Source organism: Mycobacterium paraffinicum, assembly GCF_001907675.1.
Taxonomy (GTDB): domain Bacteria; phylum Actinomycetota; class Actinomycetes; order Mycobacteriales; family Mycobacteriaceae; genus Mycobacterium; species Mycobacterium paraffinicum_A.
This window is the reverse complement of sequence record NZ_MPNT01000001.1, coordinates 193,329-212,347: the sequence shown is the minus strand read 5'-3', so window position 1 is coordinate 212,347 and position 19,019 is coordinate 193,329. Positions and strand designations below refer to the sequence as shown.

The following is a 19,019-nucleotide window of genomic DNA, read 5'->3' as shown; positions in this document are numbered from 1 at the left end:
GGATCTTCGACGTCATTGACCGCTCATCGTCCGTACCGACGGATAGACTACACAGCCGGGCCCGATCGTCCGACCGGTCAGTCGGTATCCCGGTAATATCGTCGCGTGCCCTCCATGCCGCTGCATCCGCGTTCCCAGGAGTTGATCGACATGTTCCTGTCCGCGGGCGCGCCGCCGGCACCGCATTGCACGCCCGCGCAGCGCCGCGAGCGAGCGGCCAATCTCCCCACAATGCTGGGCCCCGGCCCGGACGTCGAGGAGGTCCGCGACGTCTGCGTCCCCGGCCCCGCAGGGGACCTTCCGGCGCGCATTTACCGCCCCGCCCGCCCTCATGCCACGATCCTTTATCTCCACGGCGGCGGATGGGTCGTCGGGACGCTCGACATGTTCGACGCCTTCGCCCGCATGCTGGCCGCCAAATCCGGTTGCAAAGTCGTCAGTCTCGAGTACCGGCTCGCCCCGGAACACCCCTTTCCGAGTGCCGTCCAGGACGCCCATGCCACGCTGGGCTGGGTGGCCGCCGAAGAACTCGAAGGGCCCCTCGTGGTCTGCGGAGACAGCGCAGGCGGCAACCTGGCGACCGTGTGCGCGCGCCTTGCCCGAGACGAGGGTGCTCCGAGGATCGCGATGCAGGTGCTCGCCTACCCGGTCGTCGACCACGACTTAGACACCGACTCCTACCGCGAGCAAGCCGACAACCCGCTGATGGGTCGCAACGACATGGCTTGGTACTGGGACCTTTACGCGCCGTCGGCCGCGGACCGCGTCCGGCCTGACGCGTCGCCGCTGCGTACCGAGAACCTGTCGGGCATGCCACCGACGTACCTGATCATTCCCGCCCACGACCCACTCCGCGACGAAGTGCTCGCCTATGGGCAGCGACTACAGCAGGCCGGCGTCCCGGTGATCCGGCGCCATTACGACGATCAGGCCCACGGGTTTCTGACGATGGTGAACTTCCTGCCGACTGCCGACGCAGCGGTCGCCGAACTCGGCGACCTACTGCGCGAGCGGTTCGGCGCCGATGCCGCGGCCCTTCCTTGATTCCCGCCCGCAGCAGCGGCTACCATCCGACCGATCGGTCGGGAAGGTAGAGTCGTCGAATCGGCCACGGACAGCGGCATTCGTCGGGCGCGGGCTGACGGGCATTAGCGAGTGGCCATCACAAAGGAGCGTAAGCGTGGGCGGGATGCTGCAGGATCGGGTGATCGTCGTGACCGGGGCCGGTCGCGGAATCGGGGCGGGCATCGCCCGCCTCGCCGGCCGCGAGGGTGCGTCGGTCGTCGTCAACGACCTCGGTGCGGCAGTCGACGGTGAAGGCGCCGACCCGACACCCGCGAGCAAGGTCGTCGATGAGATCGTCGCCGCCGGCGGCCGGGCCGTCGTGAACGGGTCCGACGTTGCCGACCACGATTCGGCGGGGGAACTGATCCAGCAGGCCATCGACACCTACGGTCGGCTCGACGTGCTCATCAACGTCGCCGGCATCCTGCGGGACAAGATGATCTTCAACCTCGACCCCGAGGACTGGGACGCGGTCGTCAACGTGCATCTCACGGGCACGTTCAACACCATCCGCCACGCCAGCGCCTACTGGCGGGGACTCCGCGACGAGACCGCCCACCACCGCATCATCAATTTCACTTCGGCGTCGGGCATGCACGGGGCGCCCACCCAGCCGAACTATGCGGCGGCCAAGTACGGAATCGTCGGGCTGACCTACTCCTGCGCCAACGCGTTGAGCCGCTACGGCGTCACGACCAACGCGATCAGTCCTTGGGCGAGCACGAGGATGACCGACGTGATACCCGAGGACCAGTCCGGGCATCACGACCTCGGGTGGCGGGCGCCGGAGAACGTCGCGCCCGCGGTTGCCTACCTGGCCAGCGAGCGGTCGGACTGGTGCAACGGCCAGGTGCTGCTCTCAGGCGGATATCACATCGGCCTGTACGACCAACCGCATCTGGTCAGCCGCATCTCCACCCTCGGGTCGTGGGACCTTCCGAAGGCGTTCGACCTGATCGAGGAGGCGTTCTCGCGCAACGTCGGCATGGTCGGTCCCGAGGCACTTCCGCCCGTCATGCTGGCGCACTAGTGTCTTCGGTTGCCCAGCCGTCCGCAGTCCCCGGCGGCGGCAGGTTGGCGGACATCGGCATCAGGCGCATGGGGCTAAATAGCCCCTCCTGCAAGGCATTTCACGCAACCGTTTGGCGGCATTCATGCAACTACTCCTGATCAGAAACGCGAAACCGCAGAGCGGCGCCGGCGCGGGGTCAGAACCCAATCTCTCGTATGACGGCAACGAGCAGACGCGACGCTTGCCCGACGCGCTGAGCAAGTTTTCTCTTGCGCGGATCGTGAGCAGCCCACAGCTGCAAGCGGTGCAGACGGCAGCACCCGTGGCTGACCAGCTTGGCATGTCGATCGACATCGACGAGCGGTTCGCCGAGTACGACTATGGATTGGCGAATACTAGGTCGGTTGAACAGGCGGCTGATCGGCAGCTGCCGGGCGACGCGCCTGCAAAAAAGTTCGTCGATCGGGTCAAGGCGGCCGTCGACGACGTGATCGCAGCGGGTGAGCACGATCAGACGGTGGCGGTGTTCACCCACAGCGGCGTGATCAACGTCATGGTGCACACCGTGCTGAAGACCGAGCAATTGTTCAGCGTTCAGCCGGACTATGCGAGTGTGACCCGGCTGCTCGTTTCCGAGGACGCTGGCCTCAGCCTCGCTTCGCTCAACGTAACCGATCACGTCTGGGACCTGCTGTATCGAACGCAGTGGTGGTCCGAAGAGCACTGACTCGCGTCGGCGGTTCTCCCTCCGCCGTCATTTCATGGCAGAACCGCTGCGGCGCTTCGGAAGCCGGCATGGCCCGGTGGCGGCGTCGGCCGGGCAATCGCGCGCCGCCTGGTAGTGCGCGAAAACAAACAACTCACCGGCCGATCCGGGGAACCGGCGTCGGCTTGACGGGCGCGTACGTAGACAGCTTGAATGGAACTCATGTCGACAGACCGGTCGGTCGAATCACCACCCGAGACGCCATTGTCAGGAGATGATGGCTTCGCCGCTGCGCTCGCCGCGCGCGACGTGCCATTCCTCTTCAACCTCCCTGGGACGCAAACGCTCTCGCTGCTGCGCAAGATGGCCGAGAACCCCGGCGGCCCGCGCGCGATCTTCATCCGCCACGAACAGGCCGCCGCGTACGGCGCGGTGGGCTACGCGAAAGTCACCGGCCGCCCGGCGGTATGCCTCGCCGTACCTGGACCGGGTGCCACCAACATGCTGACCGGGGTCGCGTCGGCGCAGGCTGACGGGATCCCACTCGTGGTCGCGACGCCGCAGGTGCCCTCCGAATTGCTCGGCCGTGGCGTCCTGCACGACGCCGACCTGGGCGCATTGTTCGCTCCGACCGTCAAGGGCGTGGTCGAAGTCGTCGCACCCGAGGACCTCGGCCCCGGCCTCGCCCGCGCGATCGACCTGTCGCTGACCCCTCGCCAAGGCCCCGTACAGCTGCTGTTCCCCTCGAGTTTCCTGGTGACGCGCATCGATGGGTTCGAGCTGCCGGACGTACCCGAGGGCGTCGCGCAGCCGGCGACGACCGATCTAGACGCGGCGCGGGCCCTGCTGCAGACGGCGCGGCGACCGATCATCTGGGCCGGCGACAGAGTCCACTTCGCGGGCGCCCGGGCGGCGCTGCGGGAGCTTGCGGAGGTGCTCGGCGCGCCGGTCGTCACCGACGAGATGGCCCGCGGTGTCTTTCCCGAGAATCATCCGCTCGCGATGGGAACGGCGTCGTTTCGGGCGATGCCAGAAGTGCTCGCGGAGGCCGACGTATGCGTCGCGGTGGGAACGGCCTTCCCGGAGTGGTCGACGGTGTCGTGGACGATGCCGGTGCCGCAATCGCTCGTGCACCTCAACGACGAGCCCGGCGTCTTCAACCTCAACTACCCGGCCGCCGTCGGGGTCTCCGGTGACCTCGCCGCGTCGCTTGCCCACCTCGTCACCGCCCTGGCGGGCCGGGCCGCGCCGGGCGACGACTGGGGATCTGCACGCGTCACACGGGCCAGGGAAAGCGGCCTCGCGGCCATCGCGGCCGATCGTGCCGATTACGTTGACGCGGGTCGCGGCATGCATCCCGGCGACGTCGTGAGCGCGCTGCGCGCGGCGCTCCCGGCAGACGTCCTGGTCTGCACCGACGGCTCTGCGACGGGCAACTGGCTCAGCGAGGAAAGCTTTCCCGTCCTGGCGAGTTCCGGGATGCTGCAGTCCGACGTCTTCAAGGAGACCGGTTCCGCACTGTGCGCCGGGATGGGCGCCAAGCTCGCCGCACCCGAGCGCGAGGTGGTCGTCGTGCAGGGGGACGGCGGCCTGCTGTTCCAGCTCGGCGAGCTGGCGAGCCTGTGCCACAACGAGATCAAGCTCATCGTGGTCGTCTTCGATGACGGCTTCTTCAATGCCGATCGCATCTACCAGGAATACGTTTTCGGCGGGCGGGAGTCCGACTGTGCCCTGTTCAACCCGGACTTCGCCGCGGTGGCGACGGCGTTCGGGCTGCACGGCGAGAACGTCACGTCGGTGGCCGAGCTCGGCGCGTCTTTGCGCGATGCCCTCAAACGCAACTCGTCGACGGTCATCGCGGCCAAGATCGATCCGATGGCGCTGCCGTACCGGTTGCGCTCCCGCATCGAGGTGTGGAAAAAGCGAACGGCTGCCGCTCAGGCCGCATCCACCGACTCCGGGCGTAACGGCGCCCGCGTCACCGCGTCGTAGTCATGTCCCAAGCTGATCCGAGCGTCTGGGTCGTCGGGATCGGCGGCATCGGCGCCACTCTCGCGGGTCGCCTGGCCCGCGGAGGCGGCGTGTTGCTCGTCGACGGATGGGAAGAGAATGTCGCCGCGATCCGAGACCGCGGCTTGGCGGTGGAGTATGCGGACGAGACGGTCGTCGTGCCGGCGCCTGTGGTCGCCCTGGATCGGCTGGCGGGCGCGGGGCTACCGGCTCCGCGCGTGGTGATCCTGGCCGTCAAGTCCTATCAGACCGCGGACACGGTCAAAATTCTCGAGCCGTTGATCGGGTCCGACACTCAGGTGGTGTCGGCGCAGAACGGGCTCAACGAGGATACGATCGCCGACCTGATCGGAGTCGAACGCACGGTCGGCGCGATCTGCCTGTTCGACGGCCAACTGGTGGCGCCGGGCAGGGCCCGTCAGCGGCGTACCGACGGCAAGATGGTGATCGGCGACTTGGGCGGCGGCGATGGGCAACGGCGGCAAGTTCTGCACGACGTCGCACAGCGACTCCGCACGGCCGTGGCGGTCGAAGTCAGCGACAACATCTACGGCGAGTTGTGGACCAAGGTCATCCGCAACGGGATGATCAACGGGGTGTGCGCGCTGGCCGGCGCCGACGTCGGAACCGCCGTCGGTGACGACGACATGCTGAGCATCATCGTGGCGCTCGGCGTCGAGGGCGTGGGCGTCGCGCGCGCCCTCGGCGTGACGTTGATCGAGGCCGATCTCTATGGCGCCAGCGTGACCGACTTCGAGCGGGGCTTCGATGATCCGGGGAGCTATGAGCGCGCGGCGGCCAAGGTCCGCGCGGAGTATCTTCGCTTCGCGAAAGTGATTCCGTCCATGGCTCAAGACGTTGCGAAGGGCCGGCCGACTGAGATCGATTTTCTCAACGGCGTCGTCGTCGCCAAGGGCGCGGCGTTAGGGCTCGAGACGAGGGTGAGCGCGGCGCTGATCGAGGCCGTCAAACGGATCGAAGGTACCGAGCACCGGCCCGGTGACAGCGGCTCGGCGATTGAGGCGCTGGCCGCGTTGGTCGCCCGGCTGAGGAACGGAGGCTGACCGGATGGGGCCGACGCCATGAGCGTGATCGATCGACCGCCGATCAATCTGCGCCATCTCGACAAGCTCTTCATCGACGGGCAGTGGGTCGCGCCGTCCGGCGACGCGACAATCACCGTGATCGACTCCGCCACCGAGACGCCGGCGTTCACCGTGGCCGAGGCGCAGTCGGCCGACATGGCACGAGCCGTGGCGGCCGCTCGCCGGGCGTTCGACACGGGGCCATGGCCGCGCCTGACCCACGAGGAGCGCGCCTGGTATCTGCGCGCGATAGCCGCCGGGTTACGCGAGCGCAGCGAGGAGATCGGCGGCCTGTGGCCCCGCGAGGCCGGAGTGCTGCACAGCATGGCCCGCGGGGTCGCCGCGGGCGCCGCCTGGCGTTTCGACTTCTACGCCTCGCTAGCCGACACCTTCCGGTTCGAGGAGGAGATGACGCCGACCGCGGGGGGCGAATTCGGTCTGCTCGTCCGCGAGCCGGTCGGAGTCGTCGGTGCGATCGTGCCGTGGAACGCGCCGCTCGGGCTGATGTCGAGCAAGCTGGCGCCCGCACTGCTGGCCGGCTGCACCGCGGTACTGAAGTTGTCACCCGAGGCTCCCGGCGAGGGCTACGTGCTTGCCGAGATTGCCGAGGACATCGGGCTGCCGCCCGGCGTGCTCAACGTCCTGACCGCGGACCGCGAGGTGTCCGAGCTCCTGGTGCGCAATCCGGATGTCGACAAGATCTCGTTCACCGGGTCGACGGCGGCGGGGCGACGAATCGCCTCGATCTGCGGCGAGCGGATCGCGCGCTGCACGCTCGAACTAGGGGGCAAGTCGGCGGCGGTCGTCCTGGACGACATCGATCTCGGGCGCGCGGCCCAGGCAATCGCGTCGGCCGAATGTTCGATTTCAGGTCAGGTGTGCTCGTCGCTGACGCGCATCGTCGTCTCGCGACACCGCCACGACGAAATGGTCGACGCCCTCTCGTCGATCTTCTCGGAAGTGCGGGTCGGCGATCCCTTCGATCCCGAATCTCAGATGGGACCCCTGGCCTCCGATCGCCAGCTCGAGCGCGTGCTCGGCCTGATGGGCACCGGGATCGACGAGGGCGCGACCCTCGCGACGGGTGGCGGCCGACCGGCTGGTCTTGAGCGGGGCTACTTTGTCGAGCCTACCGTGTTCGGCAACGTCGACAACGCCTCGACGATCGCGCGCGAGGAGATCTTCGGCCCGGTATTGAGCGTCATCCCGGCGGCAGACGAGCGCGACGCCGTGCGGATCGCCAACGACACGATCTACGGACTCAACGCGTCGGTGTTCACCGAGGACGTGGAAAGGGCGCGATCTGTGGCGGCGCAGTTGCGGTCGGGTACGGTGGGACACAATGCGTTCCGTACCGACGTCGGAATCGCGTTCGGCGGTTTCAAACAGTCGGGCATCGGTCGCGAAGGTGGTCGCGAGGGCCTGTACCCGTACCTCGAAACCAAGACCGTCATCCTCGACGGGCGACCAAATCGATACGCGCCGGGATGACAATCCTCGACCGTCTATTCGGTCGGCTTGACCATCCCAATTCCGGCTGTTAACCTGCGCCGATGGCTCCCCGGAATAATACCGCGGCCGCTGCGTCCGGTGGGGCAGACACCACAGGCTATGACCGCAAGCGCCGCGACATCGCCAAGGCGGCCGCCAAGGTGTTCTACAAAAAGGGCTACCTGTCGACGAACGTCGACCAGATCGCTGCTGCGGCCGGTCTGCGGAAACCGTCGCTTTACCACTACTTCAAGAGCAAGAGCGACATCTTGTTCGCGATCCACGAGGAATTCATCGACGTCCTGCTCGAGAAGCAGCAGGCCAGGCACGACCCTGCGCGGACGGTTCGGGAGTCGCTGACGCAGGATATGGCCGACGCTCTCGGTCTCCTGGACAGCCACCACGGCCACCATCGCGTCTTCTACGAGAACTTCGACGAGCTGCCCCGCAACCAGCGCAACACCATCCTGGCCAAAAACCGGGATTACTACGCGGCTATCGAGGACAAGATCGAGCGCGGAATCGCCAACGGCGAGATACGCGACCTGCCCCCCCGGATGATCGCACTGGCCATGTTCGGGGCCTGCAACTGGGCATACCAGTGGTACCACCCTGGCGGGGCGATGACGACGCGGGAGATCGCCGAGATGTTTGCGACCATCTTCTTCGACGGCATCGGCCTTTCCCCCGCGGAGTGACGCCGCCCCCGGGAAGACCTCGGTGTTCGGCGAAGAAAGACCTCGGCTAGGCGCGCCTGGAGGCGACCGTTCCGCCCGGTCCCGCTACCGACCGTCTGGACGGTCGATGGTGTGATAGCGTGGCCCGCCGTGGCGCCTTCGAAGCCGTCGTTGTCCGAACCAGAGCTGACGGTCGGGCTGCAACGGCTGTGCCGCGCTCGTACCGGAGATCGAGCCGCGCGGGTGAGCGATCTTCGACCGGTGGGTGGGCACGCCGGCCTGACTCTGGGATTCGACCTGCATTGGACGCCCGAGGGGCGTCCCGCGCGCAATGAGGCACTGATCGTACGGCTTGCGCCCCCCGGGGTCCGAGCCGCAGGTCCGGCTGACGTCGTACGCCAGGCACGCCTACTGCGCTGCCTGCGCTCGCTGGGTGTGCCGGTCCCTCGGGTGCGCTGGTCCGGCTCGGACACACGGTTTTTCGGCACGCCGTTTCACGTCGTCGACCGTGTTCAGGGGCGGACGTTCGGGCTTGATGAGCCGGACGGGACGCGGGGAATGGGCGACGTACACAAGGTCGGCCGCGACGTGATCCGCCGCCTGGCGGAGTTGCACGCGCTGGACCGGGCCCGCGCCGCGTCGGTGCTGGGGGAACCGCTGGACCTACCGGCGGATATCGCTCGCTGGGATCGGTTCATCGAACGCGCGGGAGACGCGCAGCTCGTCGTCGACGTCCCCGAGCTGCGCTCGAGGTTGTGCGCGCACATCCCGCGGGCACCGCGGGTTGGGATTCTGCACGGCGACTATCAATGGTCCAACGTGCTGGTGTACGACGAGCAGGTCGCAGCGATCCTCGATTGGGAGTTGGCGGCCGTCGGACCGGTATTGAGCGATCTCGGCTGGTTGTGTCTGTTCAGCGATCCGCAGTGTTGGACCCCCCCGATCGTGTTGCCCCCGTTGCCCAGTCCACGCGAACTCGTATCCGAATACGCGCGCCAATCGGGCGATGATGTCGGCGAGATCGACTGGTACCGCGCGCATGCCGCCTACAAGTTCGGCATCATTGCGGCCCTCAACCTTGGGCTGCACCTGCGCGGCAAGCGCCACGACCCGTTCTGGGAGGAGCTCGCCCCCTCCGTTCCCCGGATGATCACGCGCGGAATCGAGCTGCTCGCCGGCTGAGCCAAAATGGTGTTTGCCGCACCCGGCCTGTTGACTTTCCGGCATGCCGCGATAATATAGAGGGACTATCAATCCGACCGAACAGTCGGGCGAAAGTGACTGACCTCCGGGAGAGAACGTGATCTGCCGTAACCGTTTCCGTCCTGAGCCGGTGATGTCCCAATGACGTCGACAATCGCGCAGGGCCCCATCGAAGTCCGACCGCACGGCACCCCCGATTCGGGTGGCAAAGCGCCGAATCGACCGCTGACCATCGACTGCGACGTCCATCCGACGCCACACGATTTCGACGAATTCCTCAGCTACGTACCGGAGCCGTGGCGCAGCCGCGAGGCGATGGCCTTCAGCACGCGCGGCGAAGGCAGCTCCTATAGCTACTACGTCCCCGGCGGCTCGACCCGCAAGGAGGCCATCCCGAACACCGGTGGCCCCGCGGCCTCCGACCCCTACCTGACCGCCGAGCAACTGCTCGAGGGCATCGGCGTCGACATCGCAATCCTGTTGTCGCTCGTCGCTCGCCCCGTGGCCAACCCGGTGCACGAGTCGGCGTTGTCCGAGGGTTCCAACCGGTGGCTCCAGGAGCGTTGGCTGCACGGCGAATTCGGCAGCCGATACCGGGGTGCGATCCGCGTGTGCGCGGACGCCCCGGATCGCGCCGTCGCCGAGATCGAGCGAGCGCACGAATCCTCCGACAGGTTCAACTCGGTGCTCGTCGTGCCCAACGTGCTCCGGCCGCTCGGGCACGAGCCCTACATGCCGATCTACGAAGCTGCCGCTGAGCGCCGCCTTCCGGTGGTCATGCACCTGACGCGGCCCGCCGGGATGGCGCTCGGCACCCCGGCGGGGTTCCCGCAGCACTTCGTGGAAGTTCAGCCGATGTACTCCCTGCTCTACGCCACCCACCTGGTCAGCATGGTCTTCAACGGCGTCTTCGAGCGCTACCCGGATCTGCGTGTGGTCTACGTCGAGGGCGGCATCGCCTGGCTGCCCGCGCTGATGCGCCGGATGGATCGCAACTGGGAGGGGCTGCGTTCCGAGGTTCCATGGGTCAAGAAACCGCCGTCAGAGTACGTCGCCGAGCAAGCCTTCTTCACCACTCAGCCGATCGAAGAGCCACTCGAAGGACCCGGTCCTCTGATGGACGCGTTCGCCGGCGCCGAGCATCTGCTTTCCCGCAACGTCCTGTTCTCCACCGACTATCCGCATTGGGACGCCGACGAGCCCCGTTGGGTGCTACGCCAATTCCCCTCCGAGTATCACGACGCGATCCGCGGTGGCAGCGCTCGCGCGCTCTACCGACTGTGAGCGCGCCCGCCGGACCCCGGGTGGAGCGCGTCGACTGCGGTCCGCTCGCCGACCTCGAAGACGGGGGCATGACACTCGTCGATGGACCGGACGGCAGTATCGGCCTGTTTCGGCGCGGAGACACGGTGTACGCGCTGCGCAACTGGTGCCCACACAACGGGGCGCCAGTGTGCCTGGGGCCGGTCAGTGGAACCAATGTCAGCAAGGGCGGCTACGAGGTCGAGCATGTGCGCGAAGGCGAAATCCTCGTATGTCCTTGGCACAAGTGGGAGTTCGAGCTCGCGACGGGAATGTCGATCACCAAGCCCGTCAAGAAGGTCGAGTCCTACAAGGTCGTCATCGAGAACGACCGGGTCTACCTGGTTATCAGACGCCTGAGAAAGCGAAAGAATGTCGACACGACCCACGATTGATTGCGTTGTCCATCCCTGGCCGGGCGCCTCCGAGGACATCCGCGAGTTCCTGCCCGCCCGCTGGGACGAGCAGCCCATCCCGATGATCGGGCGCTACTTCTATCCGCCGTCCATCCCGGAGTGGACCCCGATCGGCGATCATGACGCACGCCCAGCGACGTCGAGCCCTGAGCTGCTGGCCGAGTCGTGGGACACGGCGATCGGCACGGACGGCGCCGTCCTCGTCCCACTGACGCGTGGTCTCATCCCGGAACCAGACCTCGGGCCGGCGGTATGCCGGGCGACCAACGAGTGGCTGCGCGCCAAGTGGCTCGACCATCCGGCACTGCGTGACCGCGTGGCCGGCGCGGTCCGGATCGACCCGGAGGATGCCGCCGCCGCGGTTGCCGAGCTGGATCGAATCGCCGGCGATCCAGACTTCGTGACCGTCGCGGTCCCACTGCAGGGCCGCGAACCGTACGGTTGCCGGCGCTACCTGCCGGTGTGGAAGAAGGCCGCCGAACTCGGGTTCACCGTGACGGTCGTGGCCGACGGTGGCTGCGGGATCAACCAATTCCCGACCATGGCCGGGTACTGCGACTACTACGTGGAATACAACTCCCTGCTGCCGTGGACCGCGTCGATGGTCCACCTGGCCAGTTTCGTCGGTGGTGGAGTGTTCGAACAAATCCCCCAACTGCGCGTGGTCTTCCTCGACGGCGGCGCCGACGTGGTGTTCCCGTTCATGTGGCGGATGGACAAGCCGTGGCGCGGCGTCCGCAATCAGGTGCCATGGATCGAGAAGCACCCGACGGAGTATCTCGCCGACCATGTGCGCTTCTGTGTGCAGCGCGCCGAAGGCGCGGCGCTGCCGTCGGCTAGCCTCACCCCGCTGGCGGCCGAACTGACGGTGTACGGCAGCCGCTTTCCGCACTGGGACGCCATCACCCCGGAAGAGGCCAGGGCTGGTCTGGAAGCCGATGCAGCCGAGCAATTGCTGAGCGGCGCCGCCGACTTCTACGGAGGCCGTTTCGCGCGTTGGGCCGCCCGGCTTCCGGCGCGACCCGGGTTATCGGTGAGCTAGTTGACCGGAGCTGGCTCGACGGGCGTGACTCCGCCGAACTTCGATCTCGCAGGTCGGGTGGCGATCGTGACCGGCGGTAGCCGCGGACTCGGACGCTCGATCGCTTTCGGGCTTTCTCGGGCCGGCGCCGACGTCGTGGTCACCAGCCGCCGCATCGACAGCTGTCGCGACACCGCCGAGGCGATCACCCGGGAAACCGGGCGCAAGACACTGCCGGTGGCGTGCCACGTCGGCGAATGGGGTCAGATCGACAACCTGCTGGCCGAAACCGAGAACGCGTTCGGCCGCATCGACATTTTGGTGAACAACGCTGGACTGTCTCCGACGTACGAGTCGGCGGCCTCGGTCAGCGAGGAGCTGTTCGACAAGGTCATCGCCATCAATCTCAAGGGGCCGTTTCGTCTGATGGCGCTCGTTGCCGACCGGATGGTCCGGAGCGGGGGAGGGGCCATCGTCAACGTCAGCAGCGTCGCTGCGCAATGGCCGCGGGGCGACGCGATGCCTTACGGCGCCGCCAAGGCCGGGCTGAACAACCTGACGACGGCATTCGCCCACGCCTATGGCCCCGACGTTCGCGTCAACGCCGTCCAACCCGGTGCGTTCTTCACGGACGTGGCCAAACACTGGGACATGGAAGCGTTCGCCCGGCATAGCAAGGGCATCGCCCAGCGTCGCGGCGGCGAGCCCGACGAGATCGTCGGCGCCGTCCTGTATCTCGCCAGCGACGCCTCCAGCTACACCACCGGGGTGACCATTCCTGTCGATGGTGGTTATTGGCAGCCGTTCGAGCTCGCCGCCCGCCCGGACGCGTGAGCCGGCTCGCCGGGGATCCGCTTCCGGCCGGCGGGCCGCGCCTCGGTGCGACTCCGTCTAGCCGGGTTGCTGTGGCCGCGCCCGCATCTCCCGTAACCGGCTCGTCAGGGGAGCGGGGTTGCCCTCCGACCACGTGACCCGCAACCGCCGATGCGCGATGCGCCAGCCTTCGGGCGTCCGCTCGAGCGAGTCGTCGTAGCGGCCACCGATGACGTAGTGCTCACCGCCCGGCGCGCCCCTGGTGACGTGCTGGGCGTGCAGGTCGCAGACCGACTCGGCGCGATCGCCGTGGATCGTGGTGCGCGGGTTGGCGATCAGATGTTGAGTGACGTCAAAGCCCGACAGCACGCCCTCGGCGAAGGCGATGATGGCGTCGATCCCGACAAGCGTGGCGCCGACCTCGCACACGGCATCTTCGGTGAAACACGTCCGCAGCAGCTGCGAATCGCGATCATCCAGTGCGTGCGCATACCGGAACAGCACATCCTGGATGGCGAGTCGGTCGGCGATGTCCTCAGGCGGCATCAGTCGCCGAGCCTGGGCAGCACCTTGGACTCGAAGAGCTCGAGCGACTCCCAACCCAAGGCCGGCGGCATGCCGCCCATCAGCGGCTTGAACAGCGCACCACGGCGCTCGGTGATGGCCGTTACCGCATCCTCGGGTGTGACCACCTCGTACATGCACGGCGCCCGCAGTTGGTCGGGGTCGGAGATCTTGGAGTAGGGGGATGCGCTGTTAGTCGCCGCCCAACGCCCATATTCGTTCGTCTCATGCATCGCGTGCTTGGCGATGGTGGCCCACGCTTTGTCGGGGTCCTCGGCGATGTGGAAGAACAGCACCATGCGCGCGCGGTTGTCCGGTTGGGGCAGCGCAGTCTTGCCCAGTTTCTGGCATTCGGCGACGTAGAGGTCGTACAGGTCCGGGGGGCCAAGCGGTTCGTACCCGTCGGCGAACCGTGCCGCGCGTACCGCGGTGGCGGGTGCCGAGCCGCCGAGATAGAGCGGCGGCGAAGGGTTCTGCGCGGGACGCGGCAGGATGCGCACCGTCTTGCCGCGGAATTGGAAGGGCTCGCCGGTCCAGGCCTGCTTCACCGCCTGGAGCGCCTCCTCCATCATCGACGGGCGCTTCCTGATGTCCAAGCCGAACTGCTCGTACTCCTCGACCCGGTAACCGGCGCCAACGGTGAAGAGCGTTCGGCCATTGGAGATCAAGTCGAGCACCGCCGCGTCCTCGGCGAAACGCAGCGGGTGGTACAGCGGCAGGAGCGCGACGTTGGTGCGGATCCTAAGGGTCTCGGTGGCCGCGGCGATTCCGGCACCGAGGACGAGCGGCGAGGGTAGGTAACCGTCGTTCGAGGCGTGGTGCTCAAGGAGGTTCACGTCCCGGAAGCCCCGTTTGTCGGCCCACGCCGACATCTCGATCGCGGCCCGGTACAGCTCGGCGGCCGGGGTTCCGAAGTCCGGGGCGCGCATGTCGAAGAGGAGGGAGAACGTGTACGCGCCGGGATCCTGCACGTGGGAGATCCTAGCGTGATTGTTGAATGGTTTTAGAATAACGGCCGCGCTGCCGCCGAATCCGGGTTAAGTTGCCTTCAATTCGATGTTGATCGGACGGGAGGGCGATGCCCGATCCCGAGGAGGTCGCGTCTGGTGCCCGTTAAGGCGCTCGCACGTCGTCACGGCCGTCGAGGGACTCCGCGCCTGTCCCCGGAGGCGGCACGTCACGGCCGGGACCGGACGCACGGCCGGTTGTAGGAGGCTCGGGTGAGTATGTCTGTCAACCGGATCTGCATCTGGTTGGGGCCGATCGGGACGGTGATCATGTTCGTCGGGCTCGCGATAGCGGGTCTCCAGGTGGCGCCGCCGCCGGATGCGCCCGTGACCTTCTATACCGACAACCGGGGGACGATGCAGGCGGGACTGATGATCGCCATGTTCGGGGGCGCGCTGTACCTGCCGTGGATGGCGATGCTGGCTCGGTCGTTCAAGCTGGCCGAAGGCGATCGCTCCGGGATGGCCTACCTGCAGTTGGCATTCGGGGTCATCTTCACGATCCTGGTGGAGTTTCCCTACCTGTTGCTGGAAGTTGCGGTCTACCGGGCGGGCGCCCCGGCGGCTGTGATCCAAGGATTCGTCGACACCGCATGGGTGATGGCGGCCGGGTTCGGTTACACCCATTTCATCGCGCTGCTGGTGACCGGCATCTACCTGGTTCGCGAGCGACGCGCGCTGGCAGTGTTCCCGGGCTGGCTCGGCTGGCTGAACATCGCCTGTGCGATCTTGTCGCTGCCGTCCTTCTTCGCGGGAACCGTGACTTCGGGGGTGATGGCCTGGAATGGCATCGTCGCGTTCGGCCTCCCGTCGGTGGGCTTCTTCCCGTGGTACGTCGCCTGGACATACGTGCTGCTGCGCCTGGAGCGCTCGGCGTCGGCAAGCGTGGACACCGGCGAGGTCACGACCCCAACCCACCGCCTTATTGATGGAATCTAGATAAGACGGGTGCCCAGTGAATCGCATCTGCATCTGGTCCGGCCCGCTCGGTACGGCGATCGTGTATGTCGGGCTGTTGATAGCGGGCCTGGCCGTCGCGCCGTCTCCGAACGCTCCGGTGGAGTTTTACACCGACAATCGGCATGCGATCCAGGTGGGAATGGTCATCGCGATGTTCGGCGGCGCCCTCTACGGGCCGTGGTTGGCGATGTTGGCGCGTGCGTTCAAAATGGCCGACCAGGGGCGATCCGGGATCGCCAACTTCCAGATCGTGTTCGGCGTTTTCTTGATGTTCGCGACGTTGGTGCCGTTTTACCTGCTAGAGGTCGCCGTGTTTCGGCCCGGCGCCCCGCGCGGCATCGTTCAGGCGTTTGTCGATGCGGCGTGGATCATGGTGCTTGGATTCGTGTACGTCCACGTTTCGGGCGTCCTCCTGACCGGCGTGTACATCCTGCGTGAGCGCCGCGCCGCACCCATGTTTCCGCGCTGGCTCGGGTGGTTGAACGTCGTCGTGGCGCTGCTCAGCCTCCCCGGGTTGTTCGCAGGCACCGCCACCACCGGGGTGCTGACGTGGAACGGCGTCGTGGCGTTCGGCCTGCCGTCTGTCGCGTTCTTTCCGTGGCTCGCCGCATGGACCTACGTGCTTTTGCGCATCGAGCGGCTTGCGCCGGAGTCCGGCCGATGGCCGTCAGCCCTGGCGTGAAAAGTCGATCGCAACGCGGGCGGACTCGCCTCGGTGAATCAATTCGATGCCTTCGTTGATCTCTTCCAGCGCAATCGTGTGCGACACGACGTCGTCGAGACTGATCTTGCCTTCGACGTACCAGTCGACGTAGCGTGCGGCGTCCTCGACCGTCGCGCTGCCCATCTGCGAGCGCCGCCAGGTGCGATTGCGCAGGGTGTTGAGGGAGATGCCGAGCGGCGCGCTCTCGGGAATCATCCCGACCGACACCACCTGTCCCCATCCGACGCTGACGCACGCGAAGGCCTGCTTGGTCAGCTCGACGCTTCCGACGCACTCCAAGGCATGGTCGGCCCCGATGCCGGTCAGCTCGATGATGCGGGCCACGGCATCGACCTCTTTGGCGTTGATGAAGTCGGTGGCGCCGAACCGCCGCGAAATCTCCTCTTTCGCAGGGTTGACGTCGACGGCGATGATGCGGCTCGCGCCGGCCAGCGCCGCGCCCTGGATCGCGGCCGCCCCGACGCCGCCGGCCCCGAAGATCGCGACCGAATCGCCCTGGCCGATTTGGGCGGTGAGCATCGCGGAGCCGAGGCCGGTGGTCACCCCGCACCCGATGCAGCAGGTCGGAATCGCCGGTGGGGCGTCACACACCTTCGCGATCTGATCGTCGCGTATCACGCTGTACTCGGAGAACGCCCCCACGCCGAAGAAGTCGGCGATCGACCGTCCGCCGGCCGAGAACCGCGTCATCTCCGGGTCGCGGAACGTGCGCTGGAATTCCGCACAGAAGTTCGTCCGTCCGGAGCGGCAGTAGGCGCAGTCCCCGCAGTGCGGTATCACGAACGGCACCACGCGATCTCCCGGCGCGAACCTCGTAACCGAGCTTCCGCACGAGACGACGCGCGCGATCCCCTCGTGCCCGAAGATGACCGGAAAGGCGTGCGGGAAGGCCCCGGACGCGAAGTTGAGGTCGGTGTGGCAGATGCCCGCCGCCTCGAACTGGACCATCACCTCGTGCTCGCCGGGGGCGGCGACATCGACCGTCACGATCGCGAGCTCGGCGCCGGGCTCGAAAGCCACGGCGGCGCGCGACGTCACCCCCGTCGGTGCGGCGCTGCGCTGTTCGGCGGCTTCCTGCCCATGCATCTAGAGACTCCCTCGTCGTCAGCTACGGCGCCGATCGCGGCCCGCGCAACAGCAACCGCAGACGCCCGCCTCCATGTTATGTTAGACCGACCAGACGGTCGAAAAAGTACGAAATGAATGGCGCGCTGGACGGCGAACCACGTACCGGCAGTGCGCTTGAGGGGACAGAGATCATGGTGTCAAGCAGCGCCGCGGCTTCCAACGGCGGACAGTCCCGAGCCGACCGCCACGCCGACGTCATCGTCATTGGCGCGGGCTTCGCAGGCCTGTACGCGTTGTATCGGTTGCGCGGAATGGGGCTGTCGGTGGCCGTGCTCGAAGCGGAAGACGACATCGGGGGCACCTGGTACCTGAACCGCTATCCCGGCTGCCGTTGCGATGTGGAGAGCCTCGCGTACTCCTACTCGTTCTCGCCGGAACTCGAACAGGAATGGAACTGGTCGGAGCGCTATGCCACCCAGCCCGAGATACTCAGCTACATTCACCACGTCGCCGACCGATTCGACCTTCGTCGCGACATCCAGCTGAACACGCGTGTGCGATCGGCCATGTGGGATCAGGACGGCCGCTGCTGGCATGTCATCAGCGAGCAAGACGACCGATGGACGGCACCGTTTCTGATCACCGGCGTCGGCTGTATCTCGGCGCCGAAGTTGCCCGACATCGACGGTCTCGACAGCTTCGCGGGCGAGCGGTACCACACCGCCGAATGGCCGCGCGAGGGCGTGGATTTCGCCGAGAAAAGCGTTGCCGTCATCGGCACCGGATCGTCAGGCGTGCAGGTGATTCCGATCATCGCGGAGCAGGCCGACCAACTCACCGTCTTCCAGCGGACCCCGGTTTTCACGATCCCCGCGCGGAACCGTCCGTACACCGAGAGCGAGCTCGCCGAGATGAAGGCGCGCTACCAGGAGTACCGGGAGGAGTCGCGGTGGACGACGTTCGGGACCGCCGGCCACACGCCCACCGAGGCGGCCCTCGAAGTCGACGAGGAGACCCGCCGCAAGACCTATGAGGCGGCGTGGCGGGTAGGCCGGGTCAACGAATTGTTAGGTGCCTTCACCGATCTCATGGTGGACAAGGCCGCCAACGAAACCGCGGCCGAGTTTGTCCGCGAAAAGATCCGCACCATCGTCAAGGACCCCGACGTCGCCGCGTCGCTGATACCCACGAGTTATCCGTTCGGCGCCAAGCGGCCCTGCATGGACACGAACTATTACGAGACATTCAACCGGCCCAACGTATCGCTCGTCGACTTGCGCAAGGAGCCCATGGAGCGGGTAATACCGGACGGCATCCGCACGGCGAAAGCCGATTACAAGTTCGACACCCTCGTGCTCGCGATCGGATTCGACACCTTCACGGGATCGTTGCTGCGGATGGACATCCGTGGACGCGACGGTGTTTCGCTTCGCGACCACTGGGCCGACGGCGCGCGTTCTTACCTGGGACTGGCCGTCGCCGGCTTCCCGAACATGTTCACGATCACCGGGCCCGGCAGCCCCTCGGTGCTCAGCAACACGATCGTCTCGATCGAACAGCACGTCGACTGGATCAGCGCCTGCATCGGCCATCTCCGCGAGCGCTCGATCGCGACGATCGAAGCCAACCCCGACGCCGAGGACGGCTGGGTGAGGCTGGTCAGCAAGTTCGCGGACAAGACGTTGATGACCGAGGCGGACTCGTGGTACCTGGGTGCCAATGTCCCCGGCAAACCCCGGGTCTTCATGGCCTACCTGGCCGGAGTCGGGAACTACCGGAAGACCTGCGACAGGGTCGCCGAAAACAACTACGAGGGGTTCACGTTGACGCCGACCGGAGCGACTGTCTACGCATGAGATCGTGACGGCTCAAGGATGCGCCGACCGAAGGGACTG

The 19,019-nt window shown here is 66.8% G+C and carries 18 protein-coding genes; 15 read left to right on the top strand and 3 right to left on the bottom strand.

What is annotated here, in order from left to right; translation table 11 throughout:
• Nucleotides 1-114: 114 nt before the first annotated feature.
• The 12 genes from BRW65_RS00995 (at nucleotide 115) to BRW65_RS00940 (ending at nucleotide 12,822) form a co-directional block, all read left to right on the top strand.
• On the top strand, nucleotides 115-1,044 hold the full coding sequence (locus BRW65_RS00995; RefSeq protein WP_073870179.1) for an alpha/beta hydrolase: 930 nt from the start codon (nucleotides 115-117) through the stop codon (nucleotides 1,042-1,044).
• A 145-nt stretch (nucleotides 1,045-1,189) separates the two neighbouring features.
• Entirely contained in the window at nucleotides 1,190-2,095 is a 906-nt protein-coding gene (locus BRW65_RS00990) for an SDR family NAD(P)-dependent oxidoreductase (protein ID WP_073870920.1), read from the top strand.
• Nucleotides 2,096-2,219: 124 nt separating this feature from the next.
• Entirely contained in the window at nucleotides 2,220-2,804 is a 585-nt protein-coding gene (locus BRW65_RS00985; protein WP_073870176.1) for a histidine phosphatase family protein, read from the top strand.
• A 201-nt stretch (nucleotides 2,805-3,005) separates the two neighbouring features.
• Nucleotides 3,006-4,775 (top strand): thiamine pyrophosphate-binding protein, encoded by a 1,770-nt coding sequence (locus tag BRW65_RS00980; protein ID WP_167373971.1) that lies wholly within the window; start codon nucleotides 3,006-3,008, stop codon nucleotides 4,773-4,775.
• Between the two features lie 2 nt (nucleotides 4,776-4,777).
• On the top strand, nucleotides 4,778-5,857 hold the full coding sequence (locus tag BRW65_RS00975; RefSeq protein ID WP_073870170.1) for a ketopantoate reductase family protein: 1,080 nt from the start codon (nucleotides 4,778-4,780) through the stop codon (nucleotides 5,855-5,857).
• Between the two features lie 18 nt (nucleotides 5,858-5,875).
• Complete coding sequence (locus BRW65_RS00970) at nucleotides 5,876-7,369, top strand: aldehyde dehydrogenase (RefSeq protein WP_073870167.1); 1,494 nt, start codon at nucleotides 5,876-5,878, stop codon at nucleotides 7,367-7,369.
• 62 nt (nucleotides 7,370-7,431) lie between these two features.
• Nucleotides 7,432-8,067, top strand: coding sequence for a TetR/AcrR family transcriptional regulator (locus BRW65_RS00965; RefSeq protein WP_073870164.1), 636 nt, complete (start codon nucleotides 7,432-7,434; stop codon nucleotides 8,065-8,067).
• A 129-nt stretch (nucleotides 8,068-8,196) separates the two neighbouring features.
• Nucleotides 8,197-9,228, top strand: a complete 1,032-nt coding sequence (locus BRW65_RS00960) for a phosphotransferase family protein (RefSeq protein WP_167373970.1) — start codon at nucleotides 8,197-8,199, stop codon at nucleotides 9,226-9,228.
• A gap of 162 nt (nucleotides 9,229-9,390) precedes the next feature.
• A complete protein-coding gene (locus BRW65_RS00955; protein ID WP_084187632.1) occupies nucleotides 9,391-10,533 on the top strand; it encodes an amidohydrolase family protein in 1,143 nt (380 codons plus the stop codon).
• A complete protein-coding gene (locus BRW65_RS00950) occupies nucleotides 10,530-10,946 on the top strand; it encodes a Rieske (2Fe-2S) protein (protein WP_139272803.1) in 417 nt (138 codons plus the stop codon). Before BRW65_RS00955 ends, BRW65_RS00950 begins: the two co-directional genes overlap by 4 nt.
• Nucleotides 10,924-12,009 carry an amidohydrolase family protein gene (locus BRW65_RS00945; RefSeq protein WP_073870159.1) on the top strand — a complete coding sequence of 362 codons (1,086 nt, stop codon included), beginning with the start codon at nucleotides 10,924-10,926 and terminating at the stop codon, nucleotides 12,007-12,009. The genes BRW65_RS00950 and BRW65_RS00945 overlap by 23 nt, the downstream gene beginning before the upstream one ends.
• Nucleotides 12,010-12,822: an SDR family NAD(P)-dependent oxidoreductase gene (locus tag BRW65_RS00940; RefSeq protein ID WP_244167943.1), complete on the top strand. Its 813-nt coding sequence runs from the start codon at nucleotides 12,010-12,012 to the stop codon at nucleotides 12,820-12,822. It abuts the gene before it with no gap.
• 57 nt (nucleotides 12,823-12,879) lie between these two features.
• On the opposite strand, the gene BRW65_RS00935 is transcribed toward BRW65_RS00940, so the two are convergent.
• Together BRW65_RS00935 and BRW65_RS00930 are read right to left on the bottom strand one after the other, a co-directional pair.
• Complete coding sequence (locus BRW65_RS00935; RefSeq protein ID WP_073870155.1) at nucleotides 12,880-13,347, bottom strand: nuclear transport factor 2 family protein; 468 nt, start codon at nucleotides 13,345-13,347, stop codon at nucleotides 12,880-12,882.
• Complete coding sequence (locus BRW65_RS00930) at nucleotides 13,347-14,336, bottom strand: LLM class flavin-dependent oxidoreductase (protein ID WP_084187630.1); 990 nt, start codon at nucleotides 14,334-14,336, stop codon at nucleotides 13,347-13,349. The genes BRW65_RS00935 and BRW65_RS00930 overlap by 1 nt, the downstream gene beginning before the upstream one ends.
• A gap of 249 nt (nucleotides 14,337-14,585) precedes the next feature.
• Between BRW65_RS00930 and BRW65_RS00925 the strand changes: the two genes are divergently transcribed.
• Both BRW65_RS00925 and BRW65_RS00920 read left to right on the top strand, forming a co-directional pair.
• Nucleotides 14,586-15,311, top strand: a complete 726-nt coding sequence (locus tag BRW65_RS00925; protein WP_139272802.1) for a hypothetical protein — start codon at nucleotides 14,586-14,588, stop codon at nucleotides 15,309-15,311.
• A gap of 16 nt (nucleotides 15,312-15,327) precedes the next feature.
• Nucleotides 15,328-16,014 carry a hypothetical protein gene (locus BRW65_RS00920; protein ID WP_073870152.1) on the top strand — a complete coding sequence of 229 codons (687 nt, stop codon included), beginning with the start codon at nucleotides 15,328-15,330 and terminating at the stop codon, nucleotides 16,012-16,014.
• Here the strand turns inward: BRW65_RS00920 and BRW65_RS00915 are convergent.
• Complete coding sequence (locus BRW65_RS00915; protein WP_084187629.1) at nucleotides 16,000-17,142, bottom strand: zinc-binding dehydrogenase; 1,143 nt, start codon at nucleotides 17,140-17,142, stop codon at nucleotides 16,000-16,002. The two genes, BRW65_RS00920 and BRW65_RS00915, sit on opposite strands and share 15 nt — an antisense overlap.
• Before the next feature lie 173 nt (nucleotides 17,143-17,315).
• On the opposite strand from BRW65_RS00915, the gene BRW65_RS00910 reads away from it, so the two are divergent.
• Entirely contained in the window at nucleotides 17,316-18,980 is a 1,665-nt protein-coding gene (locus BRW65_RS00910) for a flavin-containing monooxygenase (RefSeq protein ID WP_073870909.1), read from the top strand.
• The last annotated feature ends 39 nt before the right edge of the window (nucleotides 18,981-19,019 follow it).